Source organism: Micromonospora sp. NBC_00858, from assembly GCF_045207365.1.
GTDB lineage: Bacteria > Actinomycetota > Actinomycetes > Mycobacteriales > Micromonosporaceae > Micromonospora.
The window spans coordinates 639,962-664,242 of the sequence record NZ_CP108828.1 but is presented as its reverse complement, the minus strand read 5'-3'; the positions used below and the strand labels follow the sequence as shown (position 1 = coordinate 664,242).

Below are 24,281 nucleotides of genomic sequence, written 5' to 3'. Positions count from 1 at the left end.
CGCCCCACAACCCGGACCCACCGGCGATCTACCCCGAGCGCGCGCACCCGTCCGGCTCGCCTCCCGAACCGGACACCACACCCACCCACCCGCCCCACGTCGACCGGGCGTCGAGCCACACACTTCCGGGAAAGCGCTGCCTCCCGACACGCCGACGCCCACACCTTCCCGGAAGTGCGCAGACCTAGGAGGCCGTCGCTCGGCGGGCGGGCGCGTGCTTTTGAGCGTGATGACTCTGAGGTATCAATATGACTCTCAGGCATCACGCTCAACAGTGCGGATGTCCCCCCGCCGTCGACCCGCCCGACTGTCGGTCTCCCAGCCGGGCTCACCGCCCGCGAGGGACTGGGTGACGGGTGAGGCGAGGCCGCAGGCGCGACGCGGAACGCAGTGCGGGGTTGGCAGACGACGCAGGTGCGCCGACGGCGCGGGCCACGGACGCGGGGCCACAGACGGCACGGACTGCACAGATCTTGGCCGCCGCTCGCGTCGTGCCTGGTGCAAACGGCGCGTTCGCAGCCGACGCGATTGCCCCGACGGCGCGCGGCCACAGACGGCACGGGGGCACACAGCACGGGGTGCGCAGACCGCGCCGCGTCCACAGACCGCACGGGTGCGCGGACGGCACGCGGCACGCGGACAGCGCGGGTGCGCCGCGTCCACAGACCACGCGGCACGCGTACAGCGCGCGGTACCGGGACAGCGCGGGGCACGCAAACGGCGCGGGGCACGCGGACAGGCGGGCTGCCCGGGCGAGATCGTGCTCGATCCAGGAAACAGTCCCCACGCGGCGCGAACGAGGCCACTACATCCAGGATCCAGCACGATCATGAGGCAAACGCGCACCGTTCGGCGGCTGGCGGTGGGTTCGCCCGCGCCGGGTGGGTCAGAGTGTGGTGGTAATGCCGAATGGCGGCGGGTTCACGAACTCGGCGTCGCCTCGACGCCCTCGACGACCCCCGTGCCCTTGTCGAGCGCGGCAAGGATCGCTTCGGCCGTGCGCCTGCCCACCCCGGGCACCTCGGTGATCTCCTCGACCGTGGCGGCGGAGAGCCGCTTGAGCGAGCCGAAGTGCCGCAGCAGCGCCTTGCGCCGCACCTCCCCCAGGCCGGGCACGTGGTCCAGCGCGGACTCGGTCATCCGCTTGGAGCGGCGCTGCCGGTGGAAGGTGATGGCGAACCGGTGCGCCTCGTCGCGGATCCGTTGCAGCAGGTAGAGCCCCTCCGACGTACGCGGCAGGATGACCGGGAACTCGTCGTCGGGGAGCCAGACCTCCTCCAGCCGCTTGGCCAGCCCGCACAGCGCCACGTCCTCGATGCCCAGCCCCGCGAGGGCCTGGGCGGCCGCCGCGACCTGCGGCGCGCCGCCGTCCACGACCACCAACTGCGGCGGGTACGCGAACTTGCGTGGCCGGCCAGTGGTGGGGTCGACGAGGGTGCCGATCCGTGGCTCCTCAGCGCCGGACGGGGCCTCCAGCTCGTCGGCCGACTCCACCCCCACCTCGCCGGTCTCCGAACGCGCGTCCAGATAGCGGGCGAAGCGACGGCGCAGCACCTCGGACATCGCGGAGAGGTCGTCGGTGGCGCCCCGGACGATGAACCGCCGGTACTCGCTCTTGCGGGGCAGCCCGTCCTCGAAGACGACCATGCTGGCCACCACGTCGGTGCCCTGGATCTGGGAGATGTCGAAGCACTCGATGCGCAGCGGCGAGGTGCGCATGCCCAGCGCCTCGCTGATCTCGTCCAGCGCCTTTCCCCGGGTGGTCAGATCACCGGACCGCTTGAGCTTGTGCCGGGCCAGCGCGTCCTTGGCGTTGCGCTCCACGGTCTCCATCAGCGAGCGCTTGTCGCCACGCTGGGGCACCCGCAGCGACACTCGGCTGCCCCGGTGGGTGGAGAGCCAGTCGGCCAGTGCGTCGGCGTCCGCGGGCAGCTCGGGAACCAGCAGCTCTCGGGGCACGTCCGCCTCGCCGTGCTCGCCGCCGTACACCTGGGTGCAGAAGTGGTGCACCAGGTCGCCGGTGCTCAACTCCTCGGTCTTCTCCACCACCCAGCCGCGCTGGCCGCGGACCCGGCCGTCGCGGACGTGGAAGACCTGCACGGCCGCCTCGAGCGGGTCGTCGGCGAACGCGACCACGTCGGCGTCGGTGCCGTCGCCCAGCACCACGGTCTGCTTCTCCATCGCCCGGCGCAACGCCGCCACGTCGTCCCGCAGCCGGGCGGCCCGCTCGAACTCCAACTGCTCGCTCGCCTCGGTCATCTCACGTTCGATCTTGCGGACCATGGTGTCGGTGCGACCGGCCATGAAGTCGCAGAAGTCGTCGACGATGGCTCGGTGCTCGTCGGCGGAGACGGTGCCGACGCAGGGCGCCGAGCATTTGCCGATGTAGCCGAGCAGGCAGGGGCGACCGACCTGGCCAGCCCGCTTGAACACCCCGGCGGAGCACGTCCGGGCCGGGAACACCCGGAGCAGCAGGTCGAGGGTCTCCCGGATCGCCCAGGCATGCGAGTACGGCCCGAAGTAGCGCACCCCCTTGCGCTTGGCGCCGCGCATCACCTGCAGCCGCGGGTACTCCTCGTCGAGGGTGACGGCCAGGTAGGGGTAGGACTTGTCGTCGCGGTAGCGGACGTTGAACCGCGGGTCGTACTGCTTGATCCAGGTGAACTCCTGCTGGAGCGCCTCGACCTCGGTGCCGACGGTGATCCAGTCAACCGACTCGGCGGTGGTGACCATCTGCCGGGTGCGCTCGTGCAGATTCCAGACGTCGCCGAAGTAGGAGTTGAGCCGGCTGCGCAGGTTCTTCGCCTTGCCGACGTAGATCACCCGACCGGTGCCGTCCCGGAAGCGGTAGACCCCCGGCGACTCCGGAATGGTGCCGGGTGCGGGACGGTACGTCGAGGGGTCAGCCACGCCAGCAAGCCTAGTCCGGCCCCCCGACACCGACCCCGTCCGGCACCATCACGCAAGATCCACTCGGTCTCCGGGAAGTCGGCGTGCCGACGGGCGCCGCACACCCCGACTTCCCGGAACGCGAGTCGATCAAGCGGCTGAGCCGCGCCGGCCCGAACCGACGGGGCCGGGCTGGACGCGCCGGCCGGTCAGGCCAGCGAGATCTGGTCGCCGGTGACCTTGATGTTCTTGGGCGGCAGCGGCTTGGTGGCCGGACCGGCCTTCACCGAACCGTCCTCGATCGAGAACTTGCTGCCGTGGCAGGTGCAGTTGATGGTGCCGCCGTCGACGTTCGTCACCGGGCAGTTCTGGTGGGTGCAGATGGCGCTGAAGCCCTTGAACTGGCCGGCAGTCGGCTGGGTGATGACCACGCCCGCGGGGAGGATCTTGCCGCCGCCGACCGGGATGTCGGTGGTGGTGGCCACCGACTGCGCGTCCTGCCGGTCACCGCCGCCAGCGTCGCCGGTGCTGGGCACCGCCGGGCCGCCGCTGGTGGGAGCGCCACTGCCGGCGTCGTTGTCGCTGCCGCAGGCAGCCAGTACGACGGCTGCGCCGATCGCCCCGACACCGGTGAGCAGGGTCCGACGGGTCTGCGTACCCGGACCGGTCAGCGCCTGATCGTCACTCATGCCTCGCCTCTCTCTGGGCTGCTGCGCCGGTCCCGATCAGCCGGCCACATTGGTCAACACGGGCAACTGTGCCGGATGGTTCACAGCGGTGTGGCCTCGACCCGGAAATGGGAAACGCCGGCGATGCCCGGTGGGGCACCGCCGGCGTCTGGTCCGCTCAGCGCGCGGTGGCCGCGACCTTGCGCGGCGCCCGAGTCTTGGTGACGCCGTTGGCCTGGGCGGCCCGCTTGGTGGCCGCCGCCGCGCCCTTGGCCTCGCCGTCGAGCTTGAGCACCTGGCGCAGGAACTCGCCGGTGTGACTCTCGGGCACCTCGGCGACCTCCTCCGGGGTGCCGGTGGCGAGCACGGTGCCGCCCCGGTGGCCCCCCTCCGGGCCCATGTCGATCAGCCAGTCGGCCGTCTTGATCACGTCGAGGTTGTGCTCGATGGTGATCACCGTGTTGCCCTTGTCGACCAGCCCTTCCAGCACCATCAGCAGCTTGCGAATGTCCTCGAAGTGCAGGCCGGTGGTCGGCTCGTCGAGCACGTAGACCGTCCGCCCGGTGGAACGCTTCTGCAGCTCGGAGGCGAGCTTGACGCGCTGCGCCTCACCGCCGGAGAGAGTCGGGGCGGGCTGGCCGAGACGGACGTAGCCGAGGCCGACGTCGACCAGCGTCTTGAGGTGCCGGTGGATGGCCGGGATGGCGGAAAAGAACTCGGCCGCCTCCTCGATCGGCATCTCCAACACGTCCGAGACGGTCTTGCCCTTGTAGTGCACCTCCAGGGTCTCCCGGTTGTACCGGGCGCCCTTGCAGACCTCACACGGGACGTACACGTCGGGCAGGAAGTTCATCTCGATCTTGATGGTGCCGTCGCCGGAGCACGCCTCGCAGCGCCCGCCCTTGACGTTGAACGAGAACCGGCCCGGGCCGTACCCGCGCACCTTGGCCTCGGTGGTCTCGGCGAAGAGCTTGCGGACGTGGTCCCAGACCCCGGTGTAGGTGGCCGGGTTGGAGCGCGGCGTCCGGCCGATCGGCGACTGGTCCACGCCGACGACCTTGTCCACGTGGTCGAGACCGGCGACCCGGGTGTGCCGGCCGGGCACCAGCCGCGCGCCGTTGATCTGGTTGGCCAGCACCGCGTACAGGATGTCGTTGACCAGTGTCGACTTGCCCGAGCCGCTGACCCCGGTGACCGCGATGAGCTGGCCCAGCGGGAAGGAGACGGTCAGGTTGCGCAGGTTGTGCTCGCGTGCGCCGTGCACCACGAGCTCCCGATCCGGGGTCTGCGGACGACGCTTCTTCGGCGTCGGGATCGACCGGCGCCCGGACAGGTACGCCCCGGTGATCGACTCTGGGTTTTCCAGGAGCGCCGGCACCGAGCCGCTGTGCACGATCTCGCCGCCGTGCTCGCCGGCGCCGGGCCCGATGTCGACGATCCAGTCGGCGGTACGGATGGTGTCCTCGTCGTGCTCCACCACGATCAGCGTGTTGCCCAGCCCGCGCAGCCGGATCAGAGTCTCGATCAGCCGGTGGTTGTCGCGCTGGTGCAGCCCGATCGACGGCTCGTCGAGCACGTAGAGCACACCCACCAGGCCGGAGCCGATCTGGGTGGCCAGCCGGATGCGCTGCGCCTCGCCACCGGAGAGGGTGCCGGCCGGACGGTCCAGGGAGAGGTAGTCCAGGCCGACGTCGAGCAGGAACCGCAGCCGGGCGTTGATCTCCTTGAGCACCCGCTCGGCGATCATCTTCTGCCGGTCGGTCAGCTCGATGCCGGCGAGCAGGTCGGCGCACTCCCCCACGGACAGGTTGCAGACCTCGGCGATGCTCTTGCCGGCCAGGGTCACCGCGAGCACCTCGGGCTTGAGCCGGGCGCCGCCGCACGCCGCACACGGCACGTCGCGCATGTAGCCCTCGTACTTGTCGCGGGACCACTCGGACTCGGTGTCGGAGTGCCGACGCTCGATCCACTGCACCACGCCCTCGAAGCCGGTGTAGTAGGAGCGCTCGCGGCCGTACTTGTTGCGGTACCGCACGTGCACCTGGTCGTCGGAACCGTGCAGGATCGTCTTCTGCGCCCGCGCCGGCAACGCCCGCCATGGGGTGTCGACGTCGAAGTGCTGGGCCTCGCCGAGCGCCTCCAGCAGGCGCAGGAAGTATTCGAGGTTGTGCCCGGTGGACCAGGGCTGGATGGCGCCCTCGCGCAGGCTGCGCTCCGGGTCGGGCACCAGCAGCTCCGGGTCGACCTCCTTCTTGGTGCCCAGGCCGGTGCACTCCGGGCACGCGCCGTACGGCGCGTTGAAGGAGAAGACCCGGGGCTCCAGGTCCTCGATGGCGAGCGGGTGGTCGTTGGGGCAGGCCAGGTGCTCGGAGTAGCGGCGCTCCCGGTCCGGGTCGTCCTCCGGGAGGTCGACGAAGTCGAGCAGCACCAGGCCGCTGGACAGGCCCAGGGCGGCCTCGACCGAGTCGGTCAGCCGCTGCTTGGCGCTCGGCTTGACGGTGAGTCGGTCGATCACCACCTCGATGGTGTGCTTCTCCTGCTTCTTGAGCTTCGGCGGCTCGGTCAGTGGGTGCACCACGCCGTCGACCCGGGCCCGGGCGTAACCCTTGGCCTGCAGCTCGGAGAAGAGGTCGACGTACTCGCCCTTGCGGCCGCGGATGACCGGGGCGAGCACCATGAACTTGGTGCCCTCGGCCATCGACAGCACCCGGTCGACGATCTGCTGCGGGCTCTGCCGGGAGATCCGCTCGCCACAGACCGGGCAGTGCGGCTCGCCGATGCGGGCGTAGAGCAGCCGCAGGTAGTCGTAGACCTCGGTGATGGTGCCGACGGTCGAACGAGGGTTGCGCGAGGTCGACTTCTGGTCGATCGAGACGGCCGGACTCAGCCCCTCGATGAAGTCGACGTCGGGCTTGTCCATCTGGCCGAGGAACTGCCGGGCGTACGACGAGAGCGACTCCACGTACCGCCGCTGCCCCTCGGCGAAGATCGTGTCGAAGGCCAGGCTCGACTTGCCCGACCCGGACAGCCCGGTGAACACGATGAGTGCGTCCCGGGGCAGGTCGAGACTGACGTCACGCAGATTGTGCTCGCGCGCGCCACGGATGATCAGTCGGTCGGCCACGGTTCGTGTACTCCCGGGAGAAGATGAAGCGGAGAATCTGTCCCGCTCTGGGGTGGTTCTGAGCGGTGGTGCGGGCGCGGAAAACACGCCTCGGCAACTCTAGCCCCGAGGTATGACAGTTTTCCCCGCCCGCACATTCCCCCAGCTCAGCCCGGTCGGCCGGGCCGGTCAGTAGCCCCCGGGCGTCGGCGGTCGGGCTGCCCGACGCCGGGCCGAGCGCCACCCACCGCGCCGCTCCGCGGCCAGCCGCGCCTCCCGCCGCCGGCTCTCCTGAGCCACCTCCCGCTGCAGCCGCCGCCAGCTCTCCCAACGGCGGGTGGAGAGCTCCCCGGTGCGCAGCGCCTCGCCGACCGCGCAGGCGGGCTCGCCGTCGTGCCCGCAGTCGGCGTACCGGCAGCCCTCGGCAAGCCCGGCGATGTCGGCGAACGCCCGGTCGAGCCCGGCCACGCCGTCCAGCAGGCCGACCGCCCGCACGCCGGGCGTGTCGATCACCGCGCCGCCACCGGGGATCGGCACCAGGGCCCGCCAGGTGGTGGTGTGCCGACCCTTGCCGTCGACCCGGCGGATCGCCTGGGTCGGCATCATCACCGCGCCGGCCAGCGCGTTGACCAGGCTCGACTTGCCCGCCCCGGACGGCCCGAGCAGGCCGAGCGTGCGGCCCGGCGCCACCTCCGCGCGCAGTGGCTCCAGCCCGACGCCGTGCTCGGCGCTGACCGGCAGCACCGGCACCCCGGGGGCGACCGCGGCGAGCTGACGGGCCAGCGCGGCCGGATCGGCCGCGAGGTCGGCCTTGGTCAGCACGACCAGCGGCCGGGCCCCGGATTCGTGGGCCAGGGACAGCAGCCGCTCGATCCGGCCGACGTCCGGCTCCGGGTGCACCGGCTCCACCACGGCGGCGGCGTCGAGGTTGGCGGCCAGCACCTGGCCGCTGGCGTCCTTGCCGGCGGTACGGCGGATCAGCGCGGCCCGCCGGGGCAGCACCGCCTCCACGGTGGTGCGGCGGTCCGGCCAGTGGGTGAGCAGCACCCAGTCCCCCGCGCAGGGCAGCGCGGAGGGGTCCCGGACGGCGGCGGCAAGCACCGCCCCGCCCAGGCTGGCCCGGACCGGGCCGGCCGCGGTGAGCACCGTGCAGACCCCCCGGTCCACCCGGGCCACCCGGCCCGGGTGGTGCTCACCGCGCCGCGCGGCGTACGCCGCCCGTTCGGCGTCCCAGCCGAGGGCGGTCAGATCGATCGTCATGGCATCCTCATCGGTGTCGAAGCTGGTGATGGCGGAACACGCGTGTCACGGCCGGCATGATCACCACCTCCGTCCGACGTCCCGGTGCCGCGTATGTCGCCGACGGTAGGACGCGCGCCGACGCGCCGAAAGCGATTTCCCCGGCGACGGCGCGACGGCGGACCGCTAGGGTCGACGCGTGACCACCGATCCGCTCCTGCTCACGGGCGAGGTGGACGACGCGACCAGCCGGCTGCTGCGTACCGCGGCCTCCTTCGACGCCGCGGACCTGGCGGCCGCGTCGCTGCTGCCCGACTGGACACGCGGCCACGTGCTGGCCCACCTGGCGCGCAACGCCGACGGCTTCGTCAACCTGCTCACCGCGGCCCGCACCGGCGAGCCGGTGCCGATGTACGCGTCGCCGGAGGCCCGGGCGGCGGACATCGAGGCCGGCGCGGGCCGGCCGCCAGCCGAGCACCTGGACGACCTGCGACGCAGCGCGGACCGGTTCACCGAGGCCGTCGCGGCCATGCCGGTCGAGGCGTGGGCGGCGACGGTGCAGACCCGCCGGGGCCCGTGGCCCGCCGCCCTGCTCGTCTGGGGCCGGCTGCGCGAGATCGAGGTGCACCACCTCGACCTGGCGGCCGACTACCGGCCCGCCGACTGGTCGGAGGCGTTCGCCCACCGGCTGCTGCACGAGGTGGCCGCACATCACGCCGACCAGCCAGCACCGCCGTCGATGGTGCTGCGCTTCGACGGCGCCGGGCACGAGTTGGTGATTGGGGAGCGGGCCGACGCCCCGATCATCGCCGGTCCCGCCCCCGACCTCGCCGCCTGGCTGATCGGCCGCGACGGCGGCGACGCGCTCGCCGTCACTCCCGACGGTCCCCTGCCTACTCCACCGGAATGGATATAGACACCTGATGACATACAGCGGAGACGTCACCAACGGCGGTGCGCCAGCGGTGCGGGAGCTGGACGGGCTCACCATCAGCAAGCTGTCGGTGGGCCCGATGGACAACAACGCCTACCTGCTGCGCTGCACGGCCACCGGCGAGCAGGTGCTGATCGACGCCGCCAACGAGGCGCCCCGGCTGCTGGACCTGATCGGCGACCGGGGGCTCACCGCCGTGGTGACCACCCACCAGCACATGGATCACTGGGTGGCGCTGGAGGAGGTGGTGGCCAAGACCGGCGCCCGGGCGCTGGTGCACGCCGACGACGCGGCCGGGCTGCCGATCGAGGCGGAGCGGCTCGCCGACGGTGACAGCGTGCCGGTCGGCGACTGCGCGTTGGAGGTCGTCCACATCAAGGGGCACACACCGGGCTCGATCGCGCTGCTCTACCGCGACCCGACCGGCACCCCGCACCTGTTCACGGGCGACAGTCTCTTCCCCGGCGGCGTGGGCAACACCGACAAGGACCCGGTGCGCTTCGCCGCGCTGATCGACGACGTCGAGGGGAAGCTGTTCGACCGGCTGCCGGACGAGACCTGGTTCTATCCGGGTCACGGCAAGGACAGCACGCTCGGCGCGGAACGCCCGGCCCTGCCCCAGTGGCGCGCCCGCGGCTGGTAACCCTGTGCGGGGCCGGCCCCCCGGCCGGCCCCGCTCCCCCCACCCGACGCGCGGACGCACCCCGCACCCGCCGTCGGGCCGAACCGGTCAGGGCGTCGGCGCCGCGGTGACGGCCCGCAGCCGGCGTCGGGTGCCCAGCAGCACCACAGTCGCGAGCACCAGCCCCACGCCCATGGTGACCAGCAGCGGGCTCGACTCCCCCGGCAGCAGCCCGGCCAGCGAGCGGGACGCGGTGCCCAGCGCGAGGTAGAGACCCGCCCAGGCCGCCGCGCCGAGCGCCGCGCAGCCCAGGAACCGCCGGTACGACATGCGCAGCCCGCCCGCGGCCAGCGGCAGCAGCGCGTTGAACACCGGCAGGAACGGCGCCACCACCATCATCCGGCCACCACCACCCCGCAGGATCCCCTCCGCCGCCGTCCAGCGCGCCTCGCCGATCCAGCCGCCGACCCGACTGCGTCGCAGCCGCTCCGAGTACCGGCGACCGACCAGGAAGCTCAGCGACCACCCGGCCAGGCAGCCGACCAGCACCGCGGTGAAGGTGGCCAGCCCGGTGGCCGGGCGACCCACCCCGACCGCGGCCAGGATCGCCACGTCACCGGGGACCAGGACGCCGAGCAGTGGGATGGCGTCGAAGAGCATGACCAACCCGAGCGCGCCCATCAGCAGCAGGATGGGCAGTTCTCCGACCTCGGCCAGCCATTGCGTCATACCCCGTACGCTATGACCGCCGCACCACCCCCGACATCAGGTCGCACCCCCCAGCGACCCCTGGTGTCCGCCTCAGGGTCGCCCCTGAGATCGGGATCCCACCTCAGTCGGGTCGCAGCACCTGCACCCGGCGCAGCGACGAGTCCACGGACGGTTCCGTGGTGGGCACCGGATAGTCGGCCAGCACCGTCAACCGGTCCGCCGGCAGGTGCCCCCGGTCGGGGTCGCCGACCAGCACCTCGGCACCGCGGGCCGCGGCCCGTTGCAGGAACGGCAGCATCCGGTCGGCCAGTGCGCGGCTGTAGAAGGCATCACCGGCGAGGACCACGTCCGCCTCCGCGTCGCCGCTGTCCAGCAGGTCACTCCCGCTGGCGTCGACGGCGACCCGGTTGGCCCGCGCGTTGACCGTGACCGCCGCGACGGCGTACGGGTCAATGTCGTTGGCGACCACTTTGGCCGCGCCGGCCAGCGCGGCGGCGATGGCCACCAGCCCGGACCCGGCGGCGAGGTCGAGTACCCGCCGGCCGGCGACCAGCTCCGGATGGTCCAGCAGGTGGCGGGCCAGGGCCTGACCCCCGGCCCAGGCGGAGGCCCAGTACGGCGGCGGCAGGGCGTGCCCGGCGGCGGCCTCCATCCGGGCCCACCAGACGATCGCGTCCTCGGCCAGGTGCAGCCGCACCTCGGGGACGAACGGAGTGGGTACCAGTCGGAGCCGGTCCAGGCCGTCGCCGGGCGCGTCGATCTCGCGCTCCAGCTCGGACAGCGCGGTGGCTGCGGCACCCCTCATCGGCGCAAGCATGCCCCAGTGCCGGGTGGCGGGGGCGGGGTTTCGCATGGCGGCACGTAGAGTTCACCCGACTTCACCCGAGTGCCTACGGCACTTCGGCCGGCGGATCCGGGTTTTGCCCGTTACTGTCGGACTGGTACGGGCGATCATCGGCCACAGGCCGAGGGTCAGCCGCTTTGAACAGGGAGAGATGCATGGCAACCGGCACGGTTAAGTGGTTCAACTCGGAAAAGGGCTTTGGCTTCATCGAGCAGGACGGTGGAGGGCCGGACGTGTTCGTCCACTACTCCGCCATTGCCTCGAGCGGCTACCGGGAGCTCAACGAGGGCCAGAAGGTCGAGTTCGAGGTGACCCAGGGGCAGAAGGGTCCGCAGGCGGACAACGTCCGCCCGATGTAGCTCCGTGCCGGTGGCGGCGGCCGGTCGACGGCCGCCGCCGCAGCGCACTCAATACGCCGCCGGGGCGGCGGGCAGGTCCCGCCGCCGCCGGAGCGGCCCCATCAGCAGGATCAACGGGGTGAGCGCCAACCAGGTGGTCATCACCCCGATCGCCGTCTCGACGCCGTACCGCGCGCCGAGGGCGCCAGCCAGCACGGCCGCCAGCGGGATGGTGCCGTAGTTGAGCAGGTGCATGCTCACCGTCACCCGGCCGAGCAGGTGATGCGGGGTGTACATCTGTCGGAAGCTGCCCTTGACCACGTTTCCGACGGCCACTCCGAGGCCGATCAGCACCCCGCCGAGGGCCGGCCAGACCAGCCCGACACCGGGCGCGGCCAGCGGAATGAGCAGCGCGGGCGGGCCAGTGAGAGCCGCACCGAGCAGCAGGGCCCGCGCGGTGCCGCAACGCCGGGCCAGCGTGGTGGCCAGCAACGCACCGACGATCCCGCCGGCGCTCATCACCGCGATCAGGACGCCCACCAGGCCCGGTTCGAGCCGCAGCTCCCGGACCAGGAAGACCACCAGGACGGCCTGGTAGCCGATCAGCCCGATGTTGCTGGCCGCACCGAAGACCGCCAGCACCCGCAGGTACGGGTCGCGGACGACGAAGCGCAGCCCCTCGGCGATGTCCCGGCGCAGCGACCGGGATGGGTCCGCCCGCCGGGCGCGCGGCTCGACGGTGCGGATCCGCAGCAGGAAGGCCGCGGAGAGCAGGAAGGTGAGCGCGTCCAGCAGCAGCGCGGCGACCGCCCCGGTGAGCTGGGCGATCAGGCCCGCGACTCCGGGTCCGACGACGTAGCTCACGGTCTGGGTGGCGTGCAGCTTCGCGTTGCCCTCCGGTAGCTGCTCGGGTCGCAGCACGACCGGCAGGTACACCTGGTCGGCGGTCTCGAAGAAGACCCGCGCGGTGCCGGCGCCGAGCGCGACCAGCAGCAGGTGCCAGACGGTGAGCCGATCCAGCGCGGCGGCCAGCGGCACACTGAGGAAGGCCAGGGCGCAGAACACGTCGCAGGCGACCATCACCGGACGGCGCGGCAGGCGGTCCACCCACGCGCCGGCCGGCAGGCCGATCAGCAACCAGGGCAGCCAGGCCGCGGCGGTGAGCACCGCCACCTGGAAGGTGCCGGCGTCGAGCACGGCCACCGCGACCAGCGGCAGCGCGACCGTGGTGACGTTGCTGCCGATGCTGCTGACCGCCTGACCGGCCCAGAGCAACCGGAAGTCCCGGTGCCGCAACAGGCCACCGGCCGGCCGAACCGGACCCGGATCGGTGCGGGTGGCCGCGGTCACGGCCGGGCCGGAACGCCGTGGACGAACACGAACACGGGCTGCCGTTCGCGGCCGTCGTCGGGCAGCGGCCGGTCGGCCCAGCGGGCCAGCAGGTCGATCATTTCGCGGCTCAGCTCGGCCAGTTCGTCGGGGGTGAGGTGCAGCCACTTGTCGGTCGAGAACGGGCCGTCCTGCCAGGCGGCCTGCGCCGACTCGTCGGCGGCGTGCCAGGCTCGGGCCAGGGCGACGTGCCGGTCCAGGTTGAGCGACGTGGCGGCGTCGGCGACCGCCCGGGCGGCCGGGTCGGCGTCGAAGTCGCTGTTGGACCAGCGCACCCCCCGGGTGACCAGGCGCCACCACCGCTCGCGCCGGTCCCGGACCAGATCGGGGGCCTCGGTGACCAGCCCGGCGGCGGCGAGCACCTTGAGGTGGTGACTGACGTTCGCGGGCGCCTGGTCGGTGCGCGCGGCGAGCAGGCCGACGGTCGAGGGCCCGTGCACCTTGAACACGTCCATGAGCCGGCGGCGCAGCGGGTGGGCCATGGCGGCCAGCACCCGCGAGTCGGTGACCTGTCGTACGTCGGGACTCTCCATGCCACCGACCCTGCCATCCGCAACATCTGTTGCGCAACAGATATTGCTAACCAGTCGTTGCGGATCGGCAGGGTTCGGACCAACCGACGCGGCCGGGGGCGGCTCAGGCGACCAGCCGGCGGGCCAATTCGTCGGCGACCTGCTTGGCCATCGTCGGCGGGATGGCCGCGGCGATCTTCTCCGGGGTCAACCCGGCCAGCACGCCCTGGATGATCGCTGGCTCGTCGGTGAAGTCGCGACCGGCCAGCGCGGTCAGCGCGGTCTGCAGGGCGGTCACCTGCGCGGCGAGCGACTTCAGCGTCGGGTGCGCCGGCACGTAGTTCTGGACGGCGGCATCTTCACCCATCGCCATCCGGGTGTAGATCTGCCCGACCGGGTTGCGGCCGTCCAGCACAGTCAGGTTCCGGTGGACGGTGGCCAGCCAGGCGTGTTCTTCGGGAGTCATGTCGTTCTCCTCCAGGAGTCCGATGGAGCTGAGGTAGCGGCGGAACAACGGCCGCTGGTCGCGGCCCGCCTTGATGGCGTCACGGAAGAAGCTGATGTGGGTGTGCCAGCGGTGCGAACTGTCGCCGGTGCTCCGCTTGCCGAGCCGGTCCCACCGCTTCACGGTCGTACCGTCGGGGCTGTAGATGATCTCGCGGATGTCCCGGGTGTCGGCCGAGTTCGCGACGCACTGCCCCACGCACCAGAGCGAGAAGCTGCGCAGGGTGTGCGTCCGGCCAGCGGAGCGGACGTCGAAGCCGCCGACGTCCAGTGCCGCCGCGTCGAGGGTCAGGCCGGCCCGGTCCCGGGGTGACTCCACCACCGAGTAGTCGTTGGTGACCACCCGGTCCGATCCACAGTGGTAGCCGCCCCGGTGCGCCGGATCGCCGACGATGCCGACTTCCGCTGGCTCCAGGTCGTCGGGCCCGGGGGCGTTGTCGAGGTGGGTCAGGAGCAGGGTGCGGACGGCCAACAGATTCGCCGGGGCCCGGGTCATGGGGTCCCCCTCTCCAACGGGCGGGGACCGGGCACGACGTCACACCGCGTACGCGGTGCAGGGCTGCGAACGCGGCCGGTCTTACTGGTGCACGGCGCCGGGCGTTGACTCAACGATAGCCCGCGTTTTCGATGAATGCCCAGCTCAGAGGGGGTCAGTTCAGATTGGAGGTTGCGCAGAGCCAGAGTGGACGATCGGCAGGAACAACGCCGAGGGGTACGCCGGGTCGTGCAGGACCTGTCGCCAACCGGCACGCAGCGTCACGGCTGCACCGAGGGGTTCCCCGCTACCCGGGTTGCGCGCCCAGCGCGGATGGGCACCACCGGTCACCTGCACCCGCAGGCGGTGCCCGGCGCCGAACCGGTACGCGGTCGGCCACAGCGGCACCGGGACCCGGCACACCCCGGACGGGTCGGCCGCGAACCGATCGGGCGTGACCCGGACCAGACCGTCGCACACGTTCCACGAGCGACCGCGGTGGTCCACGTCGCACAGCCGTACGAAGACATCCAGGTACGGCAGCTCACTGCGGACGTGGATCTCGGCGCGCACCGGGCCGATCACCTCGATCGGCCGGGTCAGCGGGGTGCTGGTGTACGTCAGCACGTCGGGGCGGGCCTCGACACGCCGGTTGTCGACCGGGCCGGCCCGCTGCGCGACGAGCAGCGGCCCACCCAGCGACGGGGTGGGGTCGCTCGGGTCGTACCGGAACTCGTCCGGCGCCGATGCAACCGGCGGGCGCGCGGCCAGCACACCGCCGGGATGCAGGTGCCAGGCGGTGTCGACCGCCGGCGGTGGCCAGTCCGGCAGGTCCCGCCAGCCACCGCCGGCGCCGCTCACGTAGAGCCGGACCGGGGCCGACGCGGACCGGTCGACGCGGACCGCCGGCCCGCTCGCCGTGGCCGGGCCGGTCAGGTGCTCGTCGAGCCAGGCCAGGCCCTCCCGCAGGGCGGCCACGAACAGGCCGGGACTGCCATGCGTCCACGGGCCGATCACCAGGCGCGGCCGGGCGCCGGCGGCGCGCAGGGTGGCGTGGTCATCGAGCTGGGCGGGCAGGAAGATGTCGTGCCAGCCGGTGACCATGACCACCGGTGCCTGCACCCGGGCCACCCGGTCGTCGAAGACCCGGGTCCGCCAGTACACGGCGTCCGGCGTGTGGTGGCGCAGCCACTCCTGGAAGAACGGGATGGTCACCCCGGTGGCCACCCGATCCGCCCCGGCCAGTGGCAGGTGCTCCAGAGCGGCGACCAGCCGGGGCTGCCCACGCTTGAGCTCCCACTGCCGGGCCAGCCACGGCACGGTCTGCGCGTGCAGCAGCTCCGCCCAGGTCAGCACCGTGTCCAGGGCGAAGGACTCCCCCGCGTACGTCGAATCCCGGGTGGCCGAGGCGGTCACCACCGCGACCATCGCGCGCAGCTCCTCGCCGGCGTCGGCGGCCAGCGCCCACTGCGCGAAGCCCTGGTAGCTGACCCCGAACATGCCGAGCGCACCGGACCACCAGGGCTGGCGACGCAGCCAGTCCAGGGTGTCCAGCCCGTCGTCGCGCTCGTGCACCAGCGGGGCGAACGTCCCACCGGAGCCGCCGGTGCCCCGACAGGACTGGATCACCGCGTGCCAGCCTCGCGCGGCGAGCAGCCGGCCGAGCAGCCGCAGCGGGCCACCCCGCCCGTACGGGGTGCGGATCAGCACGGTGGGTGCGTCCCGGCCGGCCGGGGCGTAGTGGTCGGTGCGCAGCACCACGCCGTCGCGGACCCGGACCGGGATGTCACGGGTGACCCGCACCGGGCCGGGGCTGGTCGCGGGCAGCCGCAGCGCGGCGCCGGCGAGGCGGGCGACGAGCCGGTGCGGCACCGGTCAGTCCGTCGGCCGTCGGGGCGACTGGGGCCGGGCGGCGCGAACCGCGTCACGGTGCGCGCGTAACGACTGGCTCATCTCCCCCATGAACCGGTGCAGCACCTCCAGCTCGTCGTCGCTGAAGTGGGCCATCACCGAGTCGGTACGGGCGCCCAGCGGCTGGAAGAACTGCATGGCCAGCGCGGCCCCCTGGTCGGCGTAGTGCAGGAACACCTTGCGTCGGTCGACGGTGTCCCGGTCCCGGCGGATGTGGCCGGCACGCTCCAGCCGGTCGATCAGGGCGGTGACCGAACCGGAGGAGAGGTTGAGCTGCTCACCGAGGCGGCCGGGGGTGATCGGGTCACCGAACAGCTCGGCGTCCATCACCGCGATCAGCGCCTGCAGGTCGGTCGGGTTGAGCCCGTGCAGGTTGGCGAAGGCGTGCCCGACCTGCTGGGCGTCCGCCGCGTACCGCCGCAGGTTGTTGGTGATCTCCGCGACCAGCTGCTCGCGGCGCGTGTCGCGCCGTCGGTACATGCCGTGAGTCGCCACCTCGCGCCGCTTCTTCCCGTCGTCGGTCCCCAGGTTGCAGCATAGAGCAACCGTCGATAATCTCGATAGTCGAGATACTTGACCACCTGAAGGACCCTGAGGTCACCTGATGTCTGTCTTCACCAGAGTCGCCCGCGGCCGGTTGGCCGCCTGGCTCACCGTGGCCGCCGCGATCGTCGTCGGCGCGGCGGTCTTCGGGCTACCCCAACCGAACAACCCGGCGCCGGTCTCCGCCAGCGGCCTGTCCGTGCAGTGGCAGTCGACCCAGGTGGAACGGTTGCAAGATGAGCTCCCGTCCAGCGAGGTCCAGCCGGCCATCGTGGTGGTGAGCCGCGGCGGCGGCGGCGTGCTGAGCGAGGCCGACCGGGACGCCGTCGCCGCCCGCTCCGGCGATCTGGGCCGCTTCGCGGTGACCGGGCAGGTCAGCCCCCCGCAGCTCTCCCCGGACGGGACCGTGGCGCTGGTCGCCGTGCCGCTCAGCACCGCCGGTGGCCAGGACGAGGTCACCGGGACGGTCAGCCAGGTACGCGCCGCGCTGGCGGACCTGCCCGACGGCCTCACCGTCGAGGTGACCGGCGCTCCCGCCTTCACCGCCGACCTCGCCTCGGTCTTCGAGGGCGCCGACATCACCCTGCTCGCGGTGACCGCCGCCGTGGTCGCGCTGCTGTTGCTGATCACCTACCGCAGCCCGTTCCTGTGGATCGTGCCGCTGGTCGTGGTCGCGGCGACCGAGCAGCTCACCCTGCGCGCGGTGGACACGATCGTGCCGGCCGTCGGCATCACCCTCCAGCAGGGCCAGGTCACCGGCATCGCCAGCGTGCTGGTCTTCGGCGCCGCCACCGACTACGCCCTGCTGCTCATCGCCCGCTACCGGGAGGAGCTACGCCGCGAGGAGGACCGGTTCGCGGCGATGCGCGCCGCGCTGCGCCGGACGGCCGAGCCCATCCTGGCCAGCGGCGGCACCGTGGTGCTCGGCGTGCTCACCCTGCTGCTCAGTGAGCAGGAGACGAACCGGGCACTGGCCGTGGCCTGCGCCACCGGTGTGGTCTTCGCCATGCTCTCGGCGCTGTTCGTGCTTCCCGCCCTGTTGCTGCTCTTCGGCCGCGGCCTGTTCTGGCCGTTCGTACCCAAGGTTGGTGGCGCGGTCCGCGAGGGCCGGCTCTGGGGGCGGCTCGGCACCGCCGTGCAACGCCGTCCGGCGCCGGTCGCGGTGCTGGCCACGCTGCTGCTCGCCGGCCTGGCGCTGGGTGGGCTCGGGATCCGCACCGGGCTGTCCGAGACCGAGCAGTTCCGGGCCCAGCCCGAGGCGGTGGCCGGCGCGCAGACCCTGGCCCGGGCGTTCCCCGCCGGCACCACCCAGCCGGTGGCCGTGCTCACCACCCCGACGGCCGTGCGGGCGGTCACCGACGCGGCCTCCACCGTGCCTGGGGTCGCCTCGGCCCGCCCCGGCGACGCCGGCCAGGCCGTCGCCCAGGTCGACGTGGTGCTGGCCTCCGAACCCGGGACCACCGCCTCCAACCGGACGATCGAGGCGCTGCGCGACGCGGTCGCCGCGATCCCCAACTCCGCGCCACCTGCGGCAGAGGGCGCCGACGCCCCGTCCGGGGCGATCGTCGGCGGCAGCGTGGCCGCCACCTACGACTCCGAGGAGGCCAACGACCGGGACCTGCGGCTGATCCTGCCGATCATCCTGCTGCTGGTCGGCGCGGTGCTCGTACTCCTGCTGCGGGGCCTGCTCGCGCCGGTGCTGCTGGTGCTCACCGTGATCGCGTCGTTCTTCGCCAGCCTCGGTGCGGCGTGGCTGCTCTTCGACCACGTGCTGGACTTCCCGGCGCTGGACAGCGGCGTGCTGCTGCTCGCCTTCGTGTTCCTGGTGGCACTCGGCGTGGACTACAACATCTTCCTGGTCACCAGGGCCCGGGAGGACGCCCGCAAGGCGGGCACCCGGGACGGGATGCTCTCCGCGCTGCGGGTCACCGGCGGGGTGATCACGAGTGCGGGTGTCCTGCTCGCCGCGGTCTTCGCGGTGCTCGGGGTGCTGCCCCTGATCACGCTGACCCAGATCGGCATCATCGTGTGCATCGGCGTCCTGCTTGACACCCTGCTGGTCCGCACGGTCCTGGTCCCGGCGCTGGCGTTCATGCTCGGCGACCGCTTCTGGTGGCCCGGCCGGATCGCCCGCGAGCGCGTGGCGGAGGCCCCGGCGCCACCCGAGCTGGTCGCCGCCGCCCGGGACTGACCGGGCACCGCGACGGGGGCGGGGCCGGGTCTCCCCGGCCCCGCCCCCGTCGCGTCGGTCGGCGTGCTCAGTACGCCAGGCAGACGCACTCGGTCATCAGCGCCCGCACGTTGCGCACGTACGACGGGTTGGGGATGGCCAGCGGCTGTCCCTCCTGCGCCACCGCACCGTGCCCGAAGTTGTACGCGGCGATGACCGCGTTGAGCAGGCAGGAATTCAGCTCGGTGCTGCACAGGGCGGCGTCGAGCCGGTAGTCGGACTCGAAGTACATGTCGCCGATGTACTTGGTCAGCCAGGCCAGGTAGGTGCCGCCGAGGTACGCGTTGTCCCGGTAGTTGTCGATGTCGTAGCTCTGCTCGAACCGCTGGTTCATCCAGGTCGCGGTGTCCGGCATCACCTGCATCAGCCCGACACCGCCGTCGCAGGCGTAGATGTTGGACTGCCAGCCGCTCTCCTGCCAGGCGGTGGCCTTGACCAGGTTCAGCGGAATCTTCAGGGCCGGGGCGGACACCGGCCAGTAGGTGCGCGCCGCCGCGTCGGTCAGCGCCGCCTTCGCCTCGGCCCTGGTCGCCTGGGTGCCCCGGTAGCTGGGCGTGCAGGGGCTCGCTCGCGGACGTGGCGGCGGCGGCGGAGCCCAGGTCTCGGTGGGCCGTCTGGGCACCAGGCGCGGCCTCGGCGCCGCGGTGGCCGTGCGAGTCGCCGCCTTCGGCGCTGCCGGGCTCGGGGACGCGAGGCGTTGCGGGGCGGCACCCGCCGCCCCGGTCGCCGACGGGCTCGGCTCCCCGGCGGCGTCATCGAGCGGGACCTCCGCCGGCGCCTCCACCGGTACCTCGGTCACCGCGACTGGCGCGGTCTGGTCCTGCGGGCGTTCCTTCGCAGGGCCGCAGCCGACCAGCGTGCCCGCCAGCAGCAGCCCGGCGAGCAAACCGGCGCCCACCCGACCATTCCGTCGATGCATGCCGTTCCTCCCCCATGTGATCGTCGCCGCACCCTAGCAAGGTTCGACCGGGCGGCGAGGCCCCTGCGACGGTGGCCGGACCCCGTCCGCCGGCTGCTCCCGATCCCCCATCGCCCGGTCCCGGGTGGCCCAGGCGACCATGAACACCACCGTCCAGAGCACCCCGAGCAGCACCGCTGCCGCAGTCCCGCTCGTCGTGTCCAGCCCGAGGTAGAGCCGCGCGCCGCCGACACCGACCACGCCTGCGGCGGCGGCTGTCCAGGTTGCCACCGCCACCGGCCACCGGGCGCCCCGGGACACGAGCCAGGCCAGGGTGCAGAAGCTCGCCGCGACCACCGCGTTCTGGGTCGGGAACGGGACCGACTCGCCGCCGTCCGGGCCGGCCCCCGGCGAACCGGTCAGCTCCGCCACCACGGCGAGTACCAGCAGCGGCACGAACGCGCCCACCGTGCCGACCACGCTGAGCAGGTCCGCCCGCCACGGCCGGTTCCGCCACGCCAGCACCGCGGCCACCATGGCCACCAGCACGATCAACACCCACCCGCGCACCAACGACACCACGACCATGGTGGCGTCGGCGGCGCCCGGAGTCCGGCGGGCGGCGAACCAGGCCTCGATCGCCCCGTCCAGCGTGGCCAGCCCGCTGCTGCGCACCCCGACGGCGAGCAGGCCGGCGATGGCGAGCCCGGCGGCGAAGAGCAGCAGCAGCCCGGCGGCGAGGTTGAGCAGCAGCGTCCAGGCCGGTCCGATCCGCATAGCCACCAGGAAGAACAGCACCCCGTAGCGGGCGCTGAGCCAGCGCACCGGGGGCAACGCGCCGGCCCGGGAGAGCAACGCCCGTACCGGGTCGGGGTTGCGGCCCAGCCACCGGCCGGCGAGCACCACCCCCAACAGCCCGGCCAGCAACACCAGTGCCGCGCCGGTGGCCCGGCCGAGCAACCGGGAGACCGTGTCGTACGACTCACCGGCGAGGTGACCGAGCAGCACCGACCCGCCCACCCAGGTCACCACGCCGGCCAGGTTCCACGGCGCGAACCGTCGGTACGGCATGTCGGACGCCCCGGCCAACCGGGGCACCAGAGTGCGGGCGAAGGCCACCCAGCGCGCGGCGAACACGCCCCGCCCCCCGAGCCGCGCGAGCATGGCGTCCGCCCGGCTCCACCGCGCGGGCCCGACCCGGTGGCCCAGCCGGGCACGCAGCCGCGGGCCGTACCGCCGTCCGGCGCGGAACGCCAGCCCATCACCCAGGACCGCCGCGACGATCATCGCGAGCAACGCCGGGCCCAGCCGCAAGGTACCGTTGTAGGTGAGGAAGCCGACGAGCAGCAGGGTAGCCTCACCCGGCACCAGCAGGCCGAAGATCACCGCGGTCTCGCCCATCACGATCAACGCGGCGACCAGGTAGATCCACAGGGTGGGCAGACCCTGCACCAAGGTCAGCAGATCGTGCACTCAGGCCCCCGGGACACGGGAGTCAGCATGCCAGCCGGGGGAACGACCCGGACAGCAGTTTCACCAGAGATCAGGGGCACCTGGGGGTGACCCCGACGCAGCCTGCGCGAGCGCAGGCGGAAGGATAGAGGGTATGCAGCTTCGCACCGACCTCCGCAACGTCGCCATCATCGCTCACGTCGACCACGGCAAGACCACCCTGGTCGACGCCATGTTGCGGCAGGCTGGCGCGTACGGCGCCCGGGGTGAGACGACCGAGCGGGTGATGGACTCCGGTGACCTGGAACGGGAGAAGGGCATCACCATCCTGGCCAAGAACACCGGCGTGCACTACCTGCCGGCGGACGGCTCCGACCCGGTCACCATCAACATCATCGACACCCCCGGCCACGCCGACTTCGGTGGCGAGGTGGAGCGCGGCCTGACCATGGTCGACGGTGTGGTGCTCCTGGTCGACGCGAGCGAGGGCCCGCTGCCGCAGACCCGCTTCGTGCTGCGTAAGGCGCTGCGGGCGCGACTCCCGATCATCCTCGTGATCAACAAGGTGGACCGGCCGGACGCCCGGATCAAGGAGGTCGTGGACGACACCTACGAGCTCTTCCTCGACCTGGACGCCGACGAGGAGCAGATCGACTTCCCGATCGTCTACGCCTGCGCCCGCGACGGCATCGCCTCGCTGACCCAGCCCGCCGACGGCTCGGTGCCGGACGACAGCACCTCGCTGGAGCCGCTGTTCCGCACCCTGCTGGACACCATCCCGCCGCCCGCGTACGAGGACGGCGCGCCGCTGCAGGCACACGTCACCAACCTCGACGCCTCGCCGTTCCTCGGCCGGCTGGCGCTGTGCCGGGTCCGCCAGGGCACGATCAACAAGGGTCAGACGGTGGCCTGGTGCCGCACCGACGGCAGCACCCAGCGGGTCCGCATCTCCGAGATGCTGATGACCGAGGGCCTGGAGCGCAAGCCGGCCGACTCGGCCGGCCCTGGCGACATCATCGCCGTCGCCGGCATCCCCGAGATCATGATCGGTGAGACGCTGGCCGACGCGGAGCACCCGGTGGCGCTGCCGCTGATCACCGTCGACGAGCCGGCCATCTCGATGACCATCGGCACCAACACCTCGCCGCTGGTCGGCCGGGTCAAGGGCTCCAAGGTCACCGCGCGGATGGTGAAGGACCGGCTGGACAAGGAACTGATCGGCAACGTCTCGCTGCGGGTGCTGCCCACCGAGCGGCCGGACGCCTGGGAGGTGCAGGGCCGTGGTGAGCTGGCGCTGGCCATCCTGGTCGAGCAGATGCGCCGGGAGAGCTACGAGCTGACCGTCGGCAAGCCGCAGGTGGTCACCCGGGAGATCGACGGCAAGACCTGCGAGCCGGTCGAGCGGCTGACCATCGACGCGCCGGAGGAGTACCTGGGTGCGATCACCCAGCTGCTGGCCACCCGCAAGGGCCGGATGGAGCAGTTGGTCAACCACGGCACCGGCTGGATCCGGATGGAGTGGCTGGTCCCGGCGCGCGGCCTGATCGGCTTCCGCACCGAGTTCCTCACCGACACCCGGGGCACCGGCATCCTGCACCACGTCTTCGAGTCCTACGAGCCGTGGTTCGGTGAGCTGCGTACCCGCAACAACGGTTCGCTGGTCGCCGACCGCTCCGGCGCGGTCACCGCCTTCGCGATGATCAACCTGCAGGAGCGCGGGCAGCTCTTCGTCGACCCGACCACCGAGGTGTACGAGGGCATGATCGTCGGGGAGAATTCCCGCTCCGACGACATGGACGTCAACATCACCAAGGAGAAGAAGCTCACCAACATGCGGGCGTCGACCTCGGACGAGACCGAGAAGCTGATCCCGCCGCGCAAGCTGTCGCTGGAGCAGGCGCTCGAGTTCTGCCGCGAGGACGAGTGCGTCGAGGTCACCCCGACCGCCGTCCGGATCCGCAAGGTGATGCTCGACCAGCAGTTGCGTGGTCGGGCGGCGGCCCGCCGTAAGCACGCCGGCTGACCCACCAGCACCCGGCACCGGGCGCGTCGGCCGCTTGCGGCCGGCGCGCCCGGCCGCTTCTCAGCGGGGGTACGCCGGCCCCACTCGGTCGGCCCGCCGTTGATCGGCTACGGTCACCGGCATGACCTGGGATGATCTCGACGCCCACCTGGACAAGGTGCCCGGCACCGTCTCGGCGTACGTAGGCCGGCTCGACGCGCCCCCGACCTGGACCCGCCACGCCGACGCCGCCCACTACGCCGCCAGCACCATGAAGGCGGGGGTGCTCGCCGCGCTGCACCGCGCCGCCGAAGCCGGCACGCTGGAGTTGGACGCCCCGGTCCCGGTGGTCAACGAGTTCGACTCGGCCCAGCCCGGCGCGCCCCGATTCTCCTGCGCGCAGCACTACGACAACGACGACGCGGTCTGGGACCGGGTGGGTGGCACCGCGCCGCTGCGCTGGCTGGCCGACCGGATGATCGTGCGGTCCAGCAACCTGGCCACGAACCTGGTCATCGGGCAGGTCGGGCTGCCGGCGGTGGCCGAGGTGTGGGCGCTGGCCGGTGCCCGGTACAGCGTCACCGGCCGGGGCATCGAGGACTTCGCCGCCCGCGAGGCCGGCATCACCAACCTGGTCACCGCCGCCGACCTGGCCGCCCTGCTCGGCGCACTGGCCACCGGGGCCACCACCCCCGGCCGGCTCGCATCGCCGGCCGGCTGCGCGGCCATGCTGGACGTCCTGCTCGCCCAGGAGCACCGCGAGGACCTGGCCGCCGGCCTGCCCGAGGGCACCCGGATCGCGCACAAGGGCGGTTGGGTGCGCGGCGTCCGGCATGGCGCCGGGGTGGTGCTGCCCGACGACGCCCCGCCGTACCTGATCGTCGTCTGCACCACCACCGACCTGGCCGACGGCGGCCCGAGCGGAGACGAGGTCGAGGACGACGCCTGCCGGCTGATCGCCAACGTCTCGGCGCAGGTCTGGGCGGCCCGCCACCAGCTCTGACCCGCACCCGCCGA

19 protein-coding genes are annotated in these 24,281 nt (G+C 72.6%); 6 read left to right on the top strand and 13 right to left on the bottom strand.

All coding sequences use genetic code 11. The features are described 5' to 3' along the window. Positions 1-921 precede the first annotated feature (921 nt). The 4 genes from uvrC to rsgA all read right to left on the bottom strand — a co-directional run bounded on the left by uvrC (position 922) and on the right by rsgA (position 7,920). The gene (gene uvrC, locus OG990_RS03125) at positions 922-2,910 is read right to left on the bottom strand and encodes an excinuclease ABC subunit UvrC (protein WP_386983880.1); all 1,989 of its coding nucleotides are present in this window, start codon (positions 2,908-2,910) and stop codon (positions 922-924) included. A gap of 188 nt (positions 2,911-3,098) precedes the next feature. Continuing rightward, a complete protein-coding gene (locus OG990_RS03120; RefSeq protein WP_406078931.1) occupies positions 3,099-3,578 on the bottom strand; it encodes a Rieske 2Fe-2S domain-containing protein in 480 nt (159 codons plus the stop codon). A 157-nt stretch (positions 3,579-3,735) separates the two neighbouring features. After that, entirely contained in the window at positions 3,736-6,681 is a 2,946-nt protein-coding gene (gene uvrA, locus OG990_RS03115; RefSeq protein WP_328418763.1) for an excinuclease ABC subunit UvrA, read from the bottom strand. Between the two features lie 168 nt (positions 6,682-6,849). Then, on the bottom strand, positions 6,850-7,920 hold the full coding sequence (gene rsgA / locus OG990_RS03110; protein ID WP_406078930.1) for a ribosome small subunit-dependent GTPase A: 1,071 nt from the start codon (positions 7,918-7,920) through the stop codon (positions 6,850-6,852). A 178-nt stretch (positions 7,921-8,098) separates the two neighbouring features. On the opposite strand from rsgA, the gene OG990_RS03105 reads away from it, so the two are divergent. Both OG990_RS03105 and OG990_RS03100 read left to right on the top strand, forming a co-directional pair. Beyond that, positions 8,099-8,815 (top strand): maleylpyruvate isomerase family mycothiol-dependent enzyme, encoded by a 717-nt coding sequence (locus OG990_RS03105; RefSeq protein WP_386983884.1) that lies wholly within the window; start codon positions 8,099-8,101, stop codon positions 8,813-8,815. A 7-nt stretch (positions 8,816-8,822) separates the two neighbouring features. Beyond that, the gene (locus tag OG990_RS03100; RefSeq protein ID WP_328418766.1) at positions 8,823-9,476 is read left to right on the top strand and encodes an MBL fold metallo-hydrolase; all 654 of its coding nucleotides are present in this window, start codon (positions 8,823-8,825) and stop codon (positions 9,474-9,476) included. Positions 9,477-9,563: 87 nt separating this feature from the next. Here OG990_RS03100 and OG990_RS03095 read toward each other — a convergent pair whose 3' ends face one another. Next, positions 9,564-10,184 (bottom strand): VTT domain-containing protein, encoded by a 621-nt coding sequence (locus tag OG990_RS03095; RefSeq protein WP_328418767.1) that lies wholly within the window; start codon positions 10,182-10,184, stop codon positions 9,564-9,566. A 103-nt stretch (positions 10,185-10,287) separates the two neighbouring features. Beyond that, a complete protein-coding gene (locus OG990_RS03090) occupies positions 10,288-10,983 on the bottom strand; it encodes a 50S ribosomal protein L11 methyltransferase (protein WP_355609775.1) in 696 nt (231 codons plus the stop codon). 182 nt (positions 10,984-11,165) lie between these two features. Here OG990_RS03090 and OG990_RS03085 point away from each other — a divergent pair, with 182 nt between their 5' ends. Next, a complete protein-coding gene (locus OG990_RS03085; protein WP_007462771.1) occupies positions 11,166-11,369 on the top strand; it encodes a cold-shock protein in 204 nt (67 codons plus the stop codon). A gap of 48 nt (positions 11,370-11,417) precedes the next feature. Here OG990_RS03085 and OG990_RS03080 read toward each other — a convergent pair whose 3' ends face one another. The 5 genes from OG990_RS03080 to OG990_RS03060 all read right to left on the bottom strand — a co-directional run bounded on the left by OG990_RS03080 (position 11,418) and on the right by OG990_RS03060 (position 16,619). Beyond that, on the bottom strand, positions 11,418-12,698 hold the full coding sequence (locus OG990_RS03080; RefSeq protein WP_328418768.1) for an MFS transporter: 1,281 nt from the start codon (positions 12,696-12,698) through the stop codon (positions 11,418-11,420). Then, positions 12,695-13,270, bottom strand: coding sequence for an ArsR/SmtB family transcription factor (locus OG990_RS03075; RefSeq protein ID WP_406078929.1), 576 nt, complete (start codon positions 13,268-13,270; stop codon positions 12,695-12,697). The genes OG990_RS03080 and OG990_RS03075 overlap by 4 nt, the downstream gene beginning before the upstream one ends. Before the next feature lie 103 nt (positions 13,271-13,373). After that, on the bottom strand, positions 13,374-14,249 hold the full coding sequence (locus tag OG990_RS03070) for a hypothetical protein (RefSeq protein WP_406078928.1): 876 nt from the start codon (positions 14,247-14,249) through the stop codon (positions 13,374-13,376). Positions 14,250-14,408: 159 nt separating this feature from the next. Beyond that, positions 14,409-16,100, bottom strand: coding sequence for a CocE/NonD family hydrolase (locus OG990_RS03065; RefSeq protein ID WP_406078927.1), 1,692 nt, complete (start codon positions 16,098-16,100; stop codon positions 14,409-14,411). Between the two features lie 3 nt (positions 16,101-16,103). Further along, positions 16,104-16,619 (bottom strand): MarR family transcriptional regulator, encoded by a 516-nt coding sequence (locus OG990_RS03060; RefSeq protein WP_328418771.1) that lies wholly within the window; start codon positions 16,617-16,619, stop codon positions 16,104-16,106. 124 nt (positions 16,620-16,743) lie between these two features. Between OG990_RS03060 and OG990_RS03055 the strand changes: the two genes are divergently transcribed. Continuing rightward, positions 16,744-18,873 carry an MMPL family transporter gene (locus OG990_RS03055; RefSeq protein WP_406078926.1) on the top strand — a complete coding sequence of 710 codons (2,130 nt, stop codon included), beginning with the start codon at positions 16,744-16,746 and terminating at the stop codon, positions 18,871-18,873. A 67-nt stretch (positions 18,874-18,940) separates the two neighbouring features. On the opposite strand, the gene OG990_RS03050 is transcribed toward OG990_RS03055, so the two are convergent. Next, positions 18,941-19,831 carry a lytic transglycosylase domain-containing protein gene (locus tag OG990_RS03050; RefSeq protein ID WP_328418773.1) on the bottom strand — a complete coding sequence of 297 codons (891 nt, stop codon included), beginning with the start codon at positions 19,829-19,831 and terminating at the stop codon, positions 18,941-18,943. A gap of 33 nt (positions 19,832-19,864) precedes the next feature. Beyond that, complete coding sequence (locus OG990_RS03045) at positions 19,865-21,283, bottom strand: DedA family protein (RefSeq protein WP_386983899.1); 1,419 nt, start codon at positions 21,281-21,283, stop codon at positions 19,865-19,867. A 133-nt stretch (positions 21,284-21,416) separates the two neighbouring features. Between OG990_RS03045 and typA the strand changes: the two genes are divergently transcribed. Both typA and OG990_RS03035 read left to right on the top strand, forming a co-directional pair. Next, positions 21,417-23,285, top strand: coding sequence for a translational GTPase TypA (typA, locus tag OG990_RS03040; protein ID WP_328418775.1), 1,869 nt, complete (start codon positions 21,417-21,419; stop codon positions 23,283-23,285). Positions 23,286-23,406: 121 nt separating this feature from the next. Then, a complete protein-coding gene (locus OG990_RS03035; protein ID WP_406078925.1) occupies positions 23,407-24,267 on the top strand; it encodes a serine hydrolase in 861 nt (286 codons plus the stop codon). Positions 24,268-24,281 lie beyond the last annotated feature (14 nt).

Coding starts and splice junctions, on each gene's coding strand:
- OG990_RS03120 (WP_406078931.1), bottom strand. CDS start 3,578: ATGAGTGACGATCAGGCGCTGACCGGTCCGGGTACGCAGACCCGTCGG.
- rsgA (WP_406078930.1), bottom strand. CDS start 7,920: ATGACGATCGATCTGACCGCCCTCGGCTGGGACGCCGAACGGGCGGCG.
- OG990_RS03100 (WP_328418766.1), top strand. CDS start 8,823: ATGACATACAGCGGAGACGTCACCAACGGCGGTGCGCCAGCGGTGCGG.
- OG990_RS03095 (WP_328418767.1), bottom strand. CDS start 10,184: ATGACGCAATGGCTGGCCGAGGTCGGAGAACTGCCCATCCTGCTGCTG.
- OG990_RS03090 (WP_355609775.1), bottom strand. CDS start 10,983: ATGCTTGCGCCGATGAGGGGTGCCGCAGCCACCGCGCTGTCCGAGCTG.
- OG990_RS03085 (WP_007462771.1), top strand. CDS start 11,166: ATGGCAACCGGCACGGTTAAGTGGTTCAACTCGGAAAAGGGCTTTGGC.
- OG990_RS03075 (WP_406078929.1), bottom strand. CDS start 13,270: ATGGAGAGTCCCGACGTACGACAGGTCACCGACTCGCGGGTGCTGGCC.
- OG990_RS03070 (WP_406078928.1), bottom strand. CDS start 14,249: ATGACCCGGGCCCCGGCGAATCTGTTGGCCGTCCGCACCCTGCTCCTG.
- OG990_RS03060 (WP_328418771.1), bottom strand. CDS start 16,619: ATGTACCGACGGCGCGACACGCGCCGCGAGCAGCTGGTCGCGGAGATC.
- OG990_RS03055 (WP_406078926.1), top strand. CDS start 16,744: ATGTCTGTCTTCACCAGAGTCGCCCGCGGCCGGTTGGCCGCCTGGCTC.
- OG990_RS03050 (WP_328418773.1), bottom strand. CDS start 19,831: ATGCATCGACGGAATGGTCGGGTGGGCGCCGGTTTGCTCGCCGGGCTG.
- typA (WP_328418775.1), top strand. CDS start 21,417: ATGCAGCTTCGCACCGACCTCCGCAACGTCGCCATCATCGCTCACGTC.
- OG990_RS03035 (WP_406078925.1), top strand. CDS start 23,407: ATGACCTGGGATGATCTCGACGCCCACCTGGACAAGGTGCCCGGCACC.